Genomic DNA, 15,748 nt, shown 5'->3' with positions numbered 1-15,748 from the left:
TATGCAGAATCTCCTGTAACGGCGCGACAGACTGTATGCAATTCAGAAGTATGGAATCCCGTATGCATCGAACCACGCTATCCCGTCGAATGCCGTTTGGAGCCGTATCCGTTCCTGCGCTCGCGTTTTTCGCGCTCTCCGCTTGTTCGACAGCAGGCGGTCAGATGCCCGGACAAAAGTTGCCTGGACTTGTGCCAATTCAGGTTCAACAGATGGCCAACGGAATTCGAGCCACGGCAGGCAAGGAGATTTTAGAGGCGACCGTGTGCTCCGACTCCGTGATTCACGTGGTCGCTGTGCCCGAGCCATTGAATCATCAGCCAGCCAGGCCATGGATGTTGGACGAGAAAGAATCCTGTCCTGGCGCGCCGTTCACGTTCGCGCAAAATGATAAATCCGCGTTGCTCAGAACTGCGAAGATCGAGCTTGCAATGAATCTCGAACGCGGTAATCTCTCCTTTCGCGCTCTTACAGGAGAAACACTCGTCAATGAGGGCTCGGCGATACCTCGAACCTATGAGCCGGTCGAATTGAATGGCGACCACACGTACCGGGTCACAAATCGCTTTTCGCCCAGCATGTCAGAGGCTTTCTATGGCCTCGGCCAGCATCAGAATGGCATGTTCAACTATCGGGGCGCTACCGTTGAACTAGGTCAGAACAACACTGACGTTGCCATTCCGCTTCTCGTCTCCAGCAAGGGCTATGCGTTGATGTGGAATACAGCAGCACTCACTTACGTAGACAATCGCTTTCCCCTCGATCTCGTCCTCACTTCCATCGCTGGCAAATCCGTTGACTACTACTTTCTTTATGGACCCGAGATCGACACCGTTCTCCACGAATACCGAGGTCTGACAGGCCACACGCCTATGCTTCCCAAATGGGGCTACGGGCTCTTTCAATCGAAGGATCGCTACGTTTCTCTCGATGAAATTCGGGACATCGCCGGCCGCTATCGCAAGGAGAATAAGCCGCTCGATGCGATGGTTCAGGATTGGTTCTGGTGGAAGACCGAGGGCGATCCAGTCTTCAACTCGAACTATCACGACGTGGCGAAAGATCTCGATGCGTTGCACAAAGAGAATGTGCACGCCATGATCTCGGTGTGGGGATTGCTCGATCCTCAATCGGAGACCTACAAGATCCTTGATGCAAAGCACCTTCTCATTCCGGACGCCCACGTCTACGATGCCAGCAGCCCTGAGGCCCGTGACATCTATTGGGATCGCCTAACGAGCAAATTGCTGGCGCAGGGATGGGATGCTTTCTGGCTCGACAGCGCGGAGCCTGAGGAGTACTGGCCTCACATGGGAGACGCGATTCTGCGCAGCAGGCAGCTCAGTATCGGCAACGGCGCGGAGTACACCAATGTCTTTCCGCTTCTCCATACGCTCGGAGTGCAAGACCACTGGAAGGCCACGACCGATCGGAAGCGCGTCTTCCTGCTCACACGCTCCGCTTTTCTTGGCCAGCAGCGCGTTGGAGCCACGGTCTGGTCGGGCGATGTCTACGGAACCTATTGGGGGCTCGCACACCAGGTGGCCGCCGGCCTGAATTTCGCTCTTTCAGGCTACCCTTATTGGACCACGGACATTGGCGGTTACTGGCCGCCGCATGAGGATCCGCTCGCCGATCCAGCCTTCCAGGAGCTGTATGCGCGCTGGTATGAGTATGGAACCTTTTGCCCCATCTTTCGCACGCACGGTCACCGTCCGCATAACGAGATGTGGTCTTTCGATAAGGTCGAGCCGATCCTGCTGACCTATGACAAACTTCGTTACCGCCTGATGCCGTACATCTATTCGCTGGCGTGGAAGGTGACAAACGAGGACTACACCATCCAGCGGCCTCTTGTGATGGACTGGCGCACAGACCCGAATACCTGGAACCTCGGCGACGAGTTCATGTTCGGCCCCGCTCTGCTGGTCAACCCCGTGTTGAAGCCCAACGCAACCGGGCGAAGCGTCTATCTTCCAGCCGCGCCCGCCTGGTACGACTTCTGGTCCGGCAAGTCGATCACGAGCCCAGGAGAGATTGAGGCCGATGCGCCGCTGGATCGGATGCCACTCTTTGTGCGCGCAGGCTCGATTCTTCCGATGGGCCCTGAGATCGAATACGCGACACAGAATGCCGACGGGCCCATCGAGCTCCGCATCTATCGCGGCGCCAACGGAGATTTCAACCTCTATGAAGACGCAGGCGACAGCTATGACTACGAGAAAGGCGAGCGCTCAGTCATACCGATCCACTGGGAAGATAGCGCCAGCATCTTGACGATCGGCGCCCGCGCGGGATCATTCCCCGGAATGCTCGAGCACCGCCGCTTTCGCGTCGTCCTTGTCGGCAGCGGACATGGGACTGGCGCTGAAGCGACCGGCGCTTCCGATGCAGACATTGAGTACAGCGGTAAAGAAATTCGAAAGGCCGTGCGTTGAACGCGTGGTCCACCAAGATAGAGCTCTTACCTGACGCCACTTATGAAGTAAGCAATATGATCCATCTCGCAGCCAGAAAAGTTAGCCAGTTGTTGCCCTAAAACTATTCGAAAAAGAATGTTGGAGACCAAGATGAAAAGATTCGTGTGGCAGTATGTTGAACGGCCCGCAACTTTTGCGGCAATAATCCTACTCGGTCTGAGCCTTCGGACTGCAGGCGCTCAGGATTCGCAGAACGCTCCCTACATGAATCCTCAGCTTCCGCCCCAGGTGCGCGCGACAGATCTGGTGCGCCGGATGACTCTCGAGGAAAAAGCCACGCAGATGCAGAACAACTCTGCCGCGGTTCCGCGTCTCAAGGTTCCTGCTTATCAATGGTGGAGCGAGGCCCTTCACGGAGTGATCAATGAAGGCGTCACCGAGTATCCCGAGCCCGTTGGACTCGCTGCCACATTCGACCCCGAGGGCATTCACACCATGGCTGCGCAGATCGGCGTTGAAGGTCGCATCAAGCACGTGCAAAATCTACGCGAAGGTCACACCGGCATTATGGGCGGCCTGGATTTCTGGTCGCCCAATCTGAATATCTTCCGCGATCCCCGGTGGGGCCGCGGGCAGGAGACCTATGGCGAAGACCCGTTCCTCACGGCGCGCATGGGCGTCGCTTACGTGACTGGATTGCAGGGCAATGACCCGAAATATTATCTCGCCATCGCAACCCCCAAACACTATGCAGTGCACAGCGGACCAGAACCAACGCGCCATTTCGCGGACGTGGATGTCAGCAAGCACGATGAGGTAGACACTTACGAGCCCGCCTTCCGCGCTGCTGTTGTAGAAGGCAAAGCGGGATCAGTGATGTGTGCATATAACGCCATCAATGGTGAGCCGGCTTGTGCCAATCAATATCTGTTGCAAGACCAGCTTCGCGGCAAATGGGGATTCCAGGGATACGTGGTGTCGGATTGTGACGCCGTTCGCGACGTTGCCGCCAATCATCGCTATCGGGCGACACAAGCGCAAGGGGCTGCCATCTCTGTCATGCGCGGCATGGACAACGAGTGCGTCACCTTCACCTCTCGTTTCGGTGAGCCGGTTGAAAAAGCGTATGTCGACGCCGTTCAACAGGGATACCTGCCTGAGAGCGTTCTCGATACGGCTTTGATTCGGCTGTTCACGGCGCGCATCAAGCTTGGCATGTTCGATCCACCTGAGATGGTCCCCTACACGAAGATCGATGAGAAGGAGCTGGACAGCGCAGAGCATCGCATACATGCGCGCAAGCTGGCGAACGAGTCCATGGTGTTGCTCAAGAATGACGGCCTGCTCCCTCTGAAATCCGGAATTCAGAAAATCGCCGTCGTCGGTCCGCTCGCCGATCAGACGCGGCCGCTCATCGGAAACTACGCCGGCCAGCCCACGCACATCGTTTCGATCGTCGAGGGTCTTAAGGCCGAGTTTCCGAATGCCAGCATCACCTTTGTTCCTGGCACGCAGTTCCTCCGGCCTGAAGGAACGCCGGTACCGGATGCGCTACTCACCACCGCGGAAGGCCACGCTGGTTTGAAAGCGGAGTACAGCGAAGGACGGATGAATCCGGAGGAGAAAAAGAAGCCCTTCGTCACTCGGACGGAGACGAACGTCATGCTGACGGAGAAGGATCTTCCCAGGGAAGTTGCAGGGAAGAAGAGCTTCAACGTGCAATGGACGGGGTTTCTCACGCCCACTGAGTCGGGCGACTTCCTTCTCGGCGTCCGCTCCCAGGGTTTCGCGAGACTGACGGTGGACGGCAAGCAAGTCGCGATGATGTACGGAGGCGGCAGTGAGATTGTGCCGGTAGTCGGCCGTGCTCATCTGGAGAAAGGCCGCAAGGCTGCTATCGAGATCCACTATGGCACGCAGAACGGGAAGGTCCACGCGGAGCTGATCTGGGCCAAAGTTCACAACGAGGTCTCACCCGAAGCGATCGCCGCAGCGAAGGATGCCGATGCTGTCGTCGCGGTCGTCGGAATCACCAGCCAGCTTGAGGGGGAAGAGATGCCAGTCAGCGAACCTGGCTTCCTTGGAGGTGATCGCACCAGTATCGATCTGCCTCAACCGGAAGAAGATCTGGTGGAAGCTGTCGCCGCGACGGGCAAGCCCCTCGCCGTCGTACTCCTGAACGGCAGCGCTTTATCTATTAACTGGATCAATGAGCATGCGAACGCCGTGCTTGATGCATGGTATCCCGGCGAGGAAGGCGGCGCAGCTGTGGCCGAAACTCTCAGTGGGAAAAATAATCCCTCGGGCAGATTGCCGGTCACCTTTTATAAGGGTGTGGATCAGCTGCCCAACTTCGAAGATTACGGAATGGCCAACAGGACCTATCGATACTTCGATGGCAAGCCGCTTTATGCATTCGGATACGGGCTTAGCTACACCAAATTCAGCTACAGCGACATCACGGTTTCGGCGCAGTCGGTGGCGGCAGGACAGCCACTCGGTGCTGACGTGACCGTCACCAACGCCGGCAACGTCGCAGGAGCTGAAGTGGTGCAGCTCTATCTCAAATTTCCTGAAGAAAAGGGCGCGCCCCGCATCGCTCTTCGTGGATTTCGACGCATTCACCTCGAACCAGGCGCAAACCAGAAAGTTCATTTTGAATTGACGCCGCGTGATCTAGGCATGGTGACGGAGAATGGCAATCCGATCATTGCTCAGGGTGATTACACGTTAAGCATCGGTGGTGGGCAGCCCGATACCGCAGCGCCTAGCGTGAGTGGTCACTTCCACATTGAGGGCCAGTATGGCTTGCCGGAATAGCTGGGGCGTCGAAATTAAGTTCGCTGCGGGAATGGACACACCATTCCCGCGGCCGCACAACTGTCGATGCTTACACAACCCACAATCCGAAACTTGATTTTCGCAAGCATCTCCAGGAGCCCGTAAGCAGCACGATCGGAAATCTGGCTCTTAATGCCCGCGATTGCTATCGATCGGAGTGTTTGGTAAATGTAAACTCCTTTCGACTTTCTTCTGTTTCACCCTCTTCTCCCTGATGACCCTTATGAAATCGGTCTTTGTCCCTCCAGGTGTGGGAACTCCTTGCGGAGTCCGAGTTACTTCGAGACTGCGTGTGCAGCACTCTCAATTACATCTGCGACTTCCTTTGGATGCGAGACATAGACTGAGTGGCTGGCGTCTGGGACTTCGACCGTGTGGCTATGAGCTCGCTTGGCATAAAACCGTTCGAGGTCGGGGTTGATCGTTCGATCCGCCCCGGCGACGATCATCCAGCTCGGCTTTTCTCTCCATGCAGGCGTGGTGATGACGGCTTTGAAATTGTCCGCAGCGTTGAGGACCTGGGACCGCGCCATGAAGGCGGCCTGCTCCACAGAAAGATCGGCTGCGAAATACTCATGAAAATGGGCGGGATCGAGGTACGTGAAACCATCTGCTGTCTTCTTTATCGCACCAGACTTGCTGAGGTCACTCGGGAAGCGTTTGCCGTCGTCGGCTTCGTTCTCGCCGGCATCCGGCATGTGCGCTGCAACATACACGACTCCGGCAACCGATGGCCCGGTGCCCGCTTCTGTGATTACGGCTCCCCCATAGCTGTGCGCGACAAGGATGCTTGGTCCGTCCTGCAGCGCGAGGATACGCTTCACGGCAGTTACATCATCCTGAAAGGATGTCTCTGGCTCTTGGACGATGCTGACGTCGAAGCCATCTTTGACAAGAATGTCGTAAACGCCCCTCCAGCCCGAACCGTCCGCCCAGGCGCCGTGAACCAGAACGATATTTTTCACTTCGGACTTCTGAGCTTGTAAGTTTGGTGCGCTCGACAGGGAGGCAGCACATAACGTTATGGAAAATACAGTGAACCGATTGAACATACTTAGCTCCCAATTCCTTTTTTGTTGAGTTCTGCGATGCGTTTCAAAAACCAAGCTCCGTCGTCATTGCTGGTGCGGGTTTCGTCTAGCGGTTGCCTCTCACGCCTTATACGTTGCGGAGCTCATTTTCCTTTGAGTCAAGCTTCTTCACTTGCCATAAGCTCCCATCTCGGTTGTTGATTCTTTGAGGGCAGTTCACAGATCCATTGCTGCGGGCTTCAAAGCCGTCTCACCTGTACATCTCCGGCTTTTCGAAGCCATGCCGCAAGGATGCCATGGGAGGTGATCAGGCGAACGCAATAGGTGGTGTGAACCGGCCGCCACGAATGATCCGATCGCGCGATCAGTTTCCAAAGAGAACACCAATTTTGTGCCTCACGCTACGTTGGACGCTTCACAGGTGATTTGTGATCGTTGTTTGTTCTTATGGTCGTGATAGGGGCGACTAATCACGGATACCAAACAGTTCGCCGAACTGGATTGGCGCAAATAAAATTTTTAGATTGGCAAAGCCCTGTTGAGGATGACTCGTTAATGCCGCCGGCAATTCTGCTCAACTGGTAAGGCAGTCGAATTGCAAGTGAAAGGAATTCGGTCCTAGGAGTCGAGTCAAGGACAGTCGCCTCATAGAGCCGTGAGAAAAACGCAGTCACTGGCCGATGTAATCGATGAGTCTCTCGGCTTACCACTTATTCAGTGATGTGCGAGCGAATTCACAAAATCGGCGAACGACCGCTGCAGTGTGATGGCGTGCGAGGGCTAAGCCAGTTTCGGACTCCGGTAGTCGATCAGCGATCGAGCATACGGTCGCCTTGGAGACGATTTTTTTTGCAACGGATGCTGGCACAATCGAGACGCCTACCCCGGCATCAACGAGAGAGATGAGTGTAGGCATCTCTCCTGCCGTTTGCACTACCTTAGGGACGACTCCAGCGTTGCTCAGAATTCCAATCAAAAGATCATGGAATCCAGGAGCGTACTCCCGCGCATACATGACAAATGGACTCTCTTTGAGCTCGCGCAGACGAATCTCTTTCATTGCCGAAAGTGGGTGCCATGAAGGCAAGATCGCGACGAATGGTTCCCGATGAACCGTTGTCACCTCGATCTCTTTGCGATTTTCAATTGGAAGGCGAAGAAATCCTACGTCTAACAAACCATCGCCGATCATTTCCAGTTGGGTTTCTGTCAAAATGTTTCTTATCGAAAACTCGACATCTGGGTAGCTCTTCCGAAAGCGCCGCATCAAGTTCGGGACGATCTCAAAACCGGCAGTTGATATAAAACCGATGCGAATATGGCCGAGTTTTCCCGCTGACGTCCACTGAGCTTTCCTCTTGGCAAATTCAAGCCTTTCCAGAGCGATCGCCGCGTCTTCCCGAAACGCCTGCCCCGCCTCCGTAAGCACCGTACCCTGCCGGTTTCGACTTAGGAGTTGGATCCCCAATTCGTCCTCAAGCGCTTTGACTTGAAGGCTCAGCGCAGGCTGGCTCAAGTTAAGGAGCCGAGCGCTTCGACCGAAATGAAGAGTTTCAGCGACGGACAAGAACGAGCGGATGTGACGGAATTCCATGCTGCCTCCTGATTAGCTGACGTTATCACGATTAATAAAAACACCTCATCCGTCGTAAATGATGCGTCAGTATCAAGTCATTCGCACTGTTTCGTCGCGCTCGATGGCGCGCCTGATTGTGCTCGCTAATCACGACGATAACAACATACAACGATCCTCCTCACCAGAACAAGACTCGAATAAATGTGTGCTGGAGTGGAGAAGTGAATGCATGACGAAACACTGACGCGGCAGCGGGCTACATGACAACCAGCAGGGACGAAAGCGACGTTAGACCCTGACCGGCGTGACGTTATACAAGCTCAAATGCTGAAGATTTATTTCCAGTTCCTATTCGAAAAACTTGATCTGACTCGACGCGGGCTGGCTGAGGTAAAGCAGCTTTGCACTGCGGCCGAAGTGAAGCGTTTCTGCGACAGAGAGAAATGTGCGGATAGGCGTAGCTCCATAAGGCCCCTTCATAAGCAGAGTTAATCATAATGATTAAACATACAACGAACCTAATCCCTAGGAGAAAGCTCTAATCAGTTATGGAAGGACAGAAGGAGCGTATGGAATGAAGGAACAGACACAGCAGCGACGGACCTCTTGGACAACGCGCCGGGACGAGAAGGCGCGCCGGATGCAGATCGTGCGGCCATGGATGACCGGGCCTATCCTCCCGGCTGGGAAGACGGTTGAGGCGCTCGAATCCATCATCGCCAGCGGCGATCGTCTTGTGATGGAAGGAGACAATCAGAAGCAGGCCGACTTCCTCTCGCGTTCCCTCGTGAAGGTCGATGCCAAAAAGATTCACGATCTTCATCTCATCATCTCCAGCATCAGCCGCCCCGAGCAACTCACGCTTTTCGAGCTTGGGATCGCGAAGAAGATCGACTTTTCCTTCGCCGGCCCGCAAAGCCTCCGTGTAGCGCAACTGCTCGAAGACGGCGTACTGGAGATCGGCGCCATTCACACCTATGTCGAGCTATACGCTCGACTTCTGGTGGATCTGGTTCCTAATGTTGTTCTGGTGTGCGCTGAGCAGGCAGACCATGAGGGTAATCTCTTCACAGGTCCTAACACTGAAGACACCCCGGTCATTGTCGAGGCTGCTGCCTTCCACGACGCCATCGTGGTCGTGCAGGTCAACAAAATCGTCGATACATTGCCAAGGGTCGACATCCCCGGTTCCTGGATCGATATCGTTGTCGAGGCCGACAAGCCATACGCGGTCGAACCTCTTTTTACGCGCGATCCGCGCCACATCAACGATCTTCAGATTTTGACGGGGATGATGGTTATCCGTGGCGTCTATGAGAAACATCAGGTCCAGTCACTCAATCACGGAATTGGTTTCGACACAGCCGCTATTGAACTTCTTCTCCCTACCTATGGAGAGTCTCTTGGGCTGCGCGGGAAAATCTGCAAACATTTTGCACTGAACCCGCACCCCACATTGATTCCGGCGATCGAGAGCGGATGGGTTGAGAGCGTTCACTCGTTCGGAAGCGAAATCGGTATGGATGAGTACATCCGTGCTCGCCCCGACATCTTCTTTACCGGCCGGGATGGCAGCCTGCGCTCTAATCGCGTTCTCTGCCAGCTTGCAGGACAGTATGCCGTCGATGCATTTATTGGAGCCACGCTTCAGATGGATGGGGATGCCAATTCCTCGACGGTAACGACCGGACGCCTTGCGGGCTTCGGAGGAGCGCCGAATATGGGACATGACCCGCATGGACGCCGCCACTCATCGCCGGCTTGGCTCGATCTCAAGACCAATGCAGACCCAACTCTGCCGGGACGCAAACTGGTGGTTCAGACGATTGAAACCTTTGCCAAAGGTGGTGAGCCGGCATTTGTCGAAACTCTGGATGCAGTTGAAGTTGGCAGGAGGGCCGGCATGCCGATCGCACCGGTCATGATCTATGGCCAGGATGTTAGCCACGTCGTGACGGAAGAGGGCATTGCTTATCTGTACAAAACCGAAGGCGTTGAAGAGCGCCGCCGGGCTTTGGCTGCAGTAGCAGGTATCAGTCCTGTCGGTCTCAAGGCAAAGGCCAATGAGACGGCCGAACTTCGCCGTCGCGGCGTCGTCGCATTTCCAGAGGATATTGGAGTCCAGCGTCTCCAGGCCAAGCGATCTCTGCTTGCCGCGCGGAGCATGGAAGATCTGGTTGCATGGTCTGGTGGCCTTTATCAGCCGCCGGCCAAGTTCAGGAGCTGGTAATGGCACGGTCAAACATAATCACGAAATCCTCGCTGCAACTCAACGCTTTGCACCGGTCTGAATGGCTTGCGGAACTCGCCCTGCAATCGTTGATTGCTGAAGCGGAGCTCACACCTAAACCTGGTCTCGTCGATGGTCGCAGCTCAGGATCTCATTCGGATCTGTCGTTCGATTTAATGCGAAGATCTGCCAACGCGATTGCCCCATACTTTACGCAAATGGCTTTGACATCCACAGAAGCTCAGATGAATGCCAGTCTGCGCGCAACCGTAGCGAATATTGGTAGGGAAGCCGAAGGGGCGATGCTTCGCGCCACTTCAGGCAGCAATGCGCACAAAGGCGCCATCTGGGTTCTAGGACTACTGGTTTGCGCTGCAAGTCTGAGCGAAGGATCCGATCCGGAATTTGTAGCTGAAGCTGCCGGATATCTAGCGCGTTTGCCCGATCGTGCGAGACCGCTGGCAGTATCTCACGGCGACGTGGTTCTTGAACGATATGGGGCTACCGGAGCTCGAGGCGAAGCCTATGTGAATTTTCCGCACGTCATCAAAATTGGCCTTCCGGCGCTGAAGTCAGCTCGCAAAAGCGGCCGAACAGAGCAGGATAGTCGGCTCGCGGCTCTGCTTGCCATCATGTCGCATCTCGATGACACCTGCGTTCTCTATCGAGGGGGACCTGAGGCGCAAAAGATTGTGTGCGAGGGTGCCACTCGTGTGATCAGGGTTGGCGGCCCGGGCAGCATAAAGGGAAATGCAGCATTGATCGCACTCGGACAGGAGTTTGTCAGTCTGCACATCTCTCCCGGCGGCAGCGCGGATCTTCTCGCTGCCACACTTTTTCTGGATGCTCTCGAACGCGGGCTTGAAGGAGTGGAAAAGGACAACAGTCTAGTGGAGGAAAACAATGGAAAAAATTGAGTTCAACTACCCCGAGGCAAAACGCCTCATCACCAAGAGAGCGCACGTGGGTGTCGTGGGCTCGGGTGATATGGAGGTCCTTCTCGAACCGAACCGTGAGGAGGGAGCCCAGGTCTTCATAACGACCAGCGTCAATGGCTTCGGCGATGCGTGGAAGGCGGTCTTCGATCGTTTCTTCTCGAAGTTCGACGGCGCGGTCCGTATCGACATTAACGATGCCGGCGCAACACCCGGAAGTGTGTTACTTCGTCTCGAACAGGCAGTGGAGGTGATTGAGCAATGAACGCGCCAACTCTCATTCCCGATTTTGTCAACCGCAAAAGCTTTATCGAACTGGACGCGCGTGCCCGTGCTCAGAGCCTCTTCGATGAAAGTACTTCAAAGGAGCTTGTCGGGCCCTTCGATCGCATCGAGTCTCCATGGCTTGCGAAACAGGGCATCGCTCCACAGTCTGATGATGGCTGCATTGTGATCAAGGGGAAAATCGGCGGTCTTTCAGCAGTCGCCATTGCGTTTGAAGGAGCCTTCCAGGGTGGCAGCGTGGGCGAGGTATCCGGCGCCAAGATGACCGCCGCCCTGGATCTTGCAACGGAGGATTCTGAGGCAGGAAAACCGACAGCTGCAATTCTTCTGCTCGAAACAGGCGGTGTGCGCCTTCAGGAAGCGAATCTCGGTTTGGCGGCTGTTGCCGAGATTATCTCTTCAGCTCTCGCCCTTCGTCCGCATGCCCCGGTGATCACAATCGTTGCAGGCACCGTCGGGTGTTTCGGGGGAATGTCTCTTGTAGCCGGCTTATCCAGCTACACGATCATGACGCGCGAGGCGCGCCTTGGATTGAACGGTCCCGAGGTGATTGAGCAGGAGTCCGGCATCGACGAGTTTGATGCTTCTGATCGAGCGCTCATTTGGGCAATTCATGGCGGAGAACAACGCGTCGGCATGGGACTCGCCGATGTCCTCGTCGAAGATGATGCCGGCAAGATAGCTGCAGCGGTGCGTGATTGCGTTCACAAAGGCGTGCCGGAAAAGCATCGGAGTGAGCAAGTGGAGCTTTATCGTGCTCGTATAGCCGCGCTTGATACGTCCAGCCAGATAGATCTTGCGACATTGCGGCGACAGTGGGCAGACCCACAAGGAGGTGTGCGATGAATGAACAAATTGGATTACGCGGCAGAGCATGGTTCAAAGCCTTGACTGGAAGTGACACTCCGAATGGTGGTGATCCGAACTCTGTGCTGGCCACCACCGCGACTATTGAAAATCAGCAGTCCCTTTTCCTTTGTGTTGTACCGGATAAGAGCAGCCGCTTTCCTTGTGTCCGCGATGGGCAGGTTGGACTCGAAGAAGCATTCACTCTTGCAACCCACGTGCGAACGGCTATCGCGGAAGATCGCGATAAACCTCGAGAAGCGAAGCGTCCCATCATCGCCATCGTTGACGTCAAGAGTCAGGCTTATGGGCGCCGTGAGGAGACCGCCGGTATCTTCTTCGCAGCGGCTGTGGCGGCAGATGCATACGCATCGGCAAGGATGGCGGGACATCCCGTTATTTCGTTGATAGCCGGCCAAGCCTTCAGTGGGGGATTTCTCACGCACGGCTACCAGGCCAATCGCATTCTGGCATTCGATGATGCTGGCATAGTGATTCATGCCATGCATAAAGATGCGGCAGCCAGAATTACGAGAAGGCCCGTCGCGGAGCTCGAAAAACTGGGACACGAGATCGCCCCGATGTCGTATGACGTCCGGGACTATGCGAAACTCGGTCTCCTATTCAAACTGTTGCACGCTGACGATCCACAGCATCCGACTTCGAATGAAGTAGCCGAGGTGAGAAACTCAATCCAGCAAGCGATTGCGGATTCCCGGAAAGGCAAGCTCGATCTGAGTAACAGGTGGGAGTCAGACGCTGCCATAACAATGCGGAAAGGCACCCTTGCAGTGCGAGCTGCTCTCGAAGCACAGTGGTTCAACGAGTAAGAGGCAGAAAAAGTGACTCTGATTCTTCTGGATGCATTGCTCCCGATCTTCGTCGGTCTGCTGCTCGGATATATAGCAGGCCGGCGCGGAGTCATGGACAACCTGAATGTTCGAAATCTAATTGTTCTTGTGATGGACTTCGCCATCCCATGTGCTCTGTTTTCCACGATCAGTAGGACATCCTGGCCGGTCCTTCGAGAGCAGTCGGAATCCGCAGCAATGATCGGTGTGGTCTTTGTAGCCTCGTATGCGGCCAGCTATATCTGGGCAAGAAAAAGTTTGAAGATGTCCATCTCCGATGCTTCCGTACTTGCACTGACAGTAGGCTTTCCGAATTCTGCGGCCGTCGCTTTGCCATTGCTGACCACCGCGTACGGGCCCCGTTCAAGCGTCACAGCTGCTCTCTCAATCGCAGTCGGATCCATCACTATCTCCCCCTTAACGGTCGCGCTGCTTGAGGCCGACAAACTGTCCGATGGCAACGGCGTTTCTCTTCGAGCGGTGGCGATCAAATTTCTTCGCGCATTCACTCGTCCTGTAGTCTGGGCACCTGTGTTGGCTTTGGTCGGTGTTTACTTCGGTTTGCATCTGCCATCTTATATTGATCGGTCGTTAACGATTCTTGCGAGCGCAGCTTCAGGGTCGGCTTTGATTCTTACCGGACTCGTTGTCTCCTCCCAGACATTTCGCTTTGATAAGAAAGTCGCCTGGGCAACCGCCGCGATCGTGCTGATTCAGCCCCTGTTTGCTCTTGGCATTACTGAGCTCTTTCATATGAGTCATGCAGAAATCCGTGACATCACGCTGATCAGCGCGATACCGGGTGGGTTCTTCGGTCTCGTTTTCGGGAAGAGTTTCAATGCAACTCCTGAAACCGGCAGTTCAGCACTGATTGCTTCATATTGCGTAGGGGCATTTTCTATGGCTGGCTGGATGCTCGTACTGACAAGGTATTTGTGAGGAAATCCAATGGCCGGCGCGCTGCACGTCCACGATCTTATTCTTCTGAGAACAGAGCCTGCGGTCACCTTTCCTGAAGGGGAGCCAGCGTGCGCGTACCTCAATCCCAATCAGCGCCCGTGGGTAGTTGTACGGAGAGAACGCATCTCAGATGGCTTGCTCCCGGTGGGGATGCGTGGATCGGAACGAAACGAACGCTGCGCAGGATTCACAAGGTGGAGTGAAGTGTTAGAGACTCGGCGGCCGGATGAGTTGCGGCTGCTGCTCGCTGCGGATTCACGCCGGACACTCCTGGCGTTCCAAACTTTAGCCTATCTCGAATGCCGCCTAGCAGGATTGGATGAGAACTGGGGTCCGGGCGGGAGCGTAGGTTTTGAACTGGCATCTGGAATACCGGCTGTCCGCGAGGGCAGTGATCTGGACCTCATTCTCTTCGCGCCTAAAAAACTAGAGATTACAGAAGCTCAGAATTTGTGGCGCATAATCAGCAGTGCTCCGGGAAAGGTCGATGCTTTGATAGAGACGCCGTTCTGCGGTTTTTCTTTACAGGAATTCGTGACAGCTTCGCCTCGTAAGATGCTGCTTCGCACCAGTGACGGACGCGTTCTCGGCTCCGATCCCTGGGATTTGTCGAACGGCGAAAGTTGCTAACGTGGATACTGCATTTTTGTTTCCAGGACAAGGGTCACAGAAACCTGGAATGCTTCATGAACTCGTCGATGATCCTGCTGTCCAACAGACACTCGACGAGGTTAGCGACGTATTGAAATCCGATGTTCGCCTGTTGGATTCGCCTGCGGCATTGAACTCCACAGTATCGGTTCAATTAGCTCTTCTAGCTTCCGGAGTCGCTACGGCCAGAGCTTTGCAACGACAAGGTGCGGCGTGTTGTGCAGTCGCAGGTTTATCTGTGGGCGCCTTTGCAGCGGCCGTCGTTGCCGAGGCGATCACATTGAACGATGCTGTCATCCTGGTTCGTTCCCGCGCGGAGAAAATGGAAAAGCTATATCCAGTCGGCTTCGGATTGGCTGCCATTGTCGGCCTTAACGAGCGACAGGTTACGGCTATCGTCGATTCAGTACACACAGCCGCAAATCCAGTATTTGTAGGAAATATCAACGCACCGAAGCAGATCATAGTTGCGGGGTCTATAGAAGGGATGCAGAAGGTTTTAGAACAGGCGAGCCGCCGTGGTGCCAGAAAGGTTGAGCTTCTGCACGTTTCAGTGCCGTCGCATTGTTCTCTGCTTTCATCTGTTGCTGACTCACTGCGACTCCAGCTAAATTCTATGCAGCTAAAAGCTCCGAAGTGTCCCTACATCGCGAATGTGAATGCACGCGCTTTGCGCTCCGCGCCGGCAATAGCAACGGACCTGGCCGACAATATTGCCCATGGAGTTCGCTGGCACGATGCGACAATCGTCGCGAAGGAATTAGGCTGCAATCTCTTCCTTGAAATGCCGCCAGGCCACACTTTAACTGAACTCGCGAGAGAAAATGTTCCCGGCGTTACCGCTTCTGTGGTCACAACAGATCTTTTCAGACACGTTCTGCGACTCGCCGCGGTCTAAGGTCTGATGTGAAGGGCTTGGCTATCTCCGGCCTTGGAATAGCGATCCATCATAAAGGGCAGAATATCCAGTTCGTGGCGGGAAGAGCCTTGCGTGACCTCCACAACCTTTGTCTTCCATGATCCATTGCCTCCTGTTACGCCTTACTGTCGATTTGAGCTAATACATTTTTCTCATTCTCTCTTGCCCGGCAAAGTCAAATATCTTAAGCGTTGGAGGGACGA

The 15,748-nt window shown here is 55.0% G+C and carries 13 protein-coding genes; 10 read left to right on the top strand and 3 right to left on the bottom strand.

Annotation, left to right across the window (positions count from 1 at the left end; genetic code table 11):
* Positions 1-164 precede the first annotated feature (164 nt).
* Together XX99_RS24525 and XX99_RS24520 are read left to right on the top strand one after the other, a co-directional pair.
* Complete coding sequence (locus tag XX99_RS24525; protein WP_184084600.1) at positions 165-2,438, top strand: glycoside hydrolase family 31 protein; 2,274 nt, start codon at positions 165-167, stop codon at positions 2,436-2,438.
* A gap of 132 nt (positions 2,439-2,570) precedes the next feature.
* The gene (locus XX99_RS24520; protein WP_082125993.1) at positions 2,571-5,240 is read left to right on the top strand and encodes a glycoside hydrolase family 3 C-terminal domain-containing protein; all 2,670 of its coding nucleotides are present in this window, start codon (positions 2,571-2,573) and stop codon (positions 5,238-5,240) included.
* A 296-nt stretch (positions 5,241-5,536) separates the two neighbouring features.
* Here XX99_RS24520 and XX99_RS24515 read toward each other — a convergent pair whose 3' ends face one another.
* The 3 genes from XX99_RS24515 to XX99_RS28750 all read right to left on the bottom strand — a co-directional run bounded on the left by XX99_RS24515 (position 5,537) and on the right by XX99_RS28750 (position 8,348).
* Positions 5,537-6,226, bottom strand: a complete 690-nt coding sequence (locus tag XX99_RS24515) for an alpha/beta hydrolase (RefSeq protein ID WP_231581599.1) — start codon at positions 6,224-6,226, stop codon at positions 5,537-5,539.
* Between the two features lie 769 nt (positions 6,227-6,995).
* On the bottom strand, positions 6,996-7,886 hold the full coding sequence (locus XX99_RS24510) for a LysR family transcriptional regulator (RefSeq protein ID WP_050062048.1): 891 nt from the start codon (positions 7,884-7,886) through the stop codon (positions 6,996-6,998).
* Positions 7,887-8,216: 330 nt separating this feature from the next.
* Positions 8,217-8,348, bottom strand: coding sequence for a LysR family transcriptional regulator (locus tag XX99_RS28750; protein ID WP_375782539.1), 132 nt, complete (start codon positions 8,346-8,348; stop codon positions 8,217-8,219).
* A 94-nt stretch (positions 8,349-8,442) separates the two neighbouring features.
* On the opposite strand from XX99_RS28750, the gene mdcA reads away from it, so the two are divergent.
* The 8 genes from mdcA to mdcH are packed head-to-tail and all read left to right on the top strand — an operon-like array spanning position 8,443 to position 15,524.
* A complete protein-coding gene (mdcA, locus tag XX99_RS24505; RefSeq protein ID WP_050062047.1) occupies positions 8,443-10,098 on the top strand; it encodes a malonate decarboxylase subunit alpha in 1,656 nt (551 codons plus the stop codon).
* On the top strand, positions 10,050-11,015 hold the full coding sequence (locus XX99_RS24500; protein WP_231581598.1) for a triphosphoribosyl-dephospho-CoA synthase: 966 nt from the start codon (positions 10,050-10,052) through the stop codon (positions 11,013-11,015). The genes mdcA and XX99_RS24500 overlap by 49 nt, the downstream gene beginning before the upstream one ends.
* Entirely contained in the window at positions 11,002-11,298 is a 297-nt protein-coding gene (locus XX99_RS24495; RefSeq protein ID WP_050062045.1) for a malonate decarboxylase subunit delta, read from the top strand. The genes XX99_RS24500 and XX99_RS24495 overlap by 14 nt, the downstream gene beginning before the upstream one ends.
* Complete coding sequence (locus XX99_RS24490; protein ID WP_050062044.1) at positions 11,295-12,164, top strand: biotin-independent malonate decarboxylase subunit beta; 870 nt, start codon at positions 11,295-11,297, stop codon at positions 12,162-12,164. The genes XX99_RS24495 and XX99_RS24490 overlap by 4 nt, the downstream gene beginning before the upstream one ends.
* Positions 12,161-12,994: a biotin-independent malonate decarboxylase subunit gamma gene (mdcE, locus tag XX99_RS24485; RefSeq protein WP_050062043.1), complete on the top strand. Its 834-nt coding sequence runs from the start codon at positions 12,161-12,163 to the stop codon at positions 12,992-12,994. Before XX99_RS24490 ends, mdcE begins: the two co-directional genes overlap by 4 nt.
* Positions 12,995-13,006: 12 nt before the next feature.
* Entirely contained in the window at positions 13,007-13,954 is a 948-nt protein-coding gene (locus tag XX99_RS24480) for an AEC family transporter (RefSeq protein WP_050062042.1), read from the top strand.
* Positions 13,955-13,963: 9 nt separating this feature from the next.
* Positions 13,964-14,605: a malonate decarboxylase holo-ACP synthase gene (locus tag XX99_RS24475; RefSeq protein ID WP_050062041.1), complete on the top strand. Its 642-nt coding sequence runs from the start codon at positions 13,964-13,966 to the stop codon at positions 14,603-14,605.
* Complete coding sequence (mdcH, locus tag XX99_RS24470; RefSeq protein WP_311732207.1) at positions 14,547-15,524, top strand: malonate decarboxylase subunit epsilon; 978 nt, start codon at positions 14,547-14,549, stop codon at positions 15,522-15,524. Before XX99_RS24475 ends, mdcH begins: the two co-directional genes overlap by 59 nt.
* The last annotated feature ends 224 nt before the right edge of the window (positions 15,525-15,748 follow it).

The organism is Silvibacterium bohemicum, from assembly GCF_001006305.1.
Taxonomy (GTDB): domain Bacteria; phylum Acidobacteriota; class Terriglobia; order Terriglobales; family Acidobacteriaceae; genus Silvibacterium; species Silvibacterium bohemicum.
The sequence above is the reverse complement of the archived record's forward strand: the minus strand, read 5'-3'. Positions and strand labels throughout refer to the sequence as shown.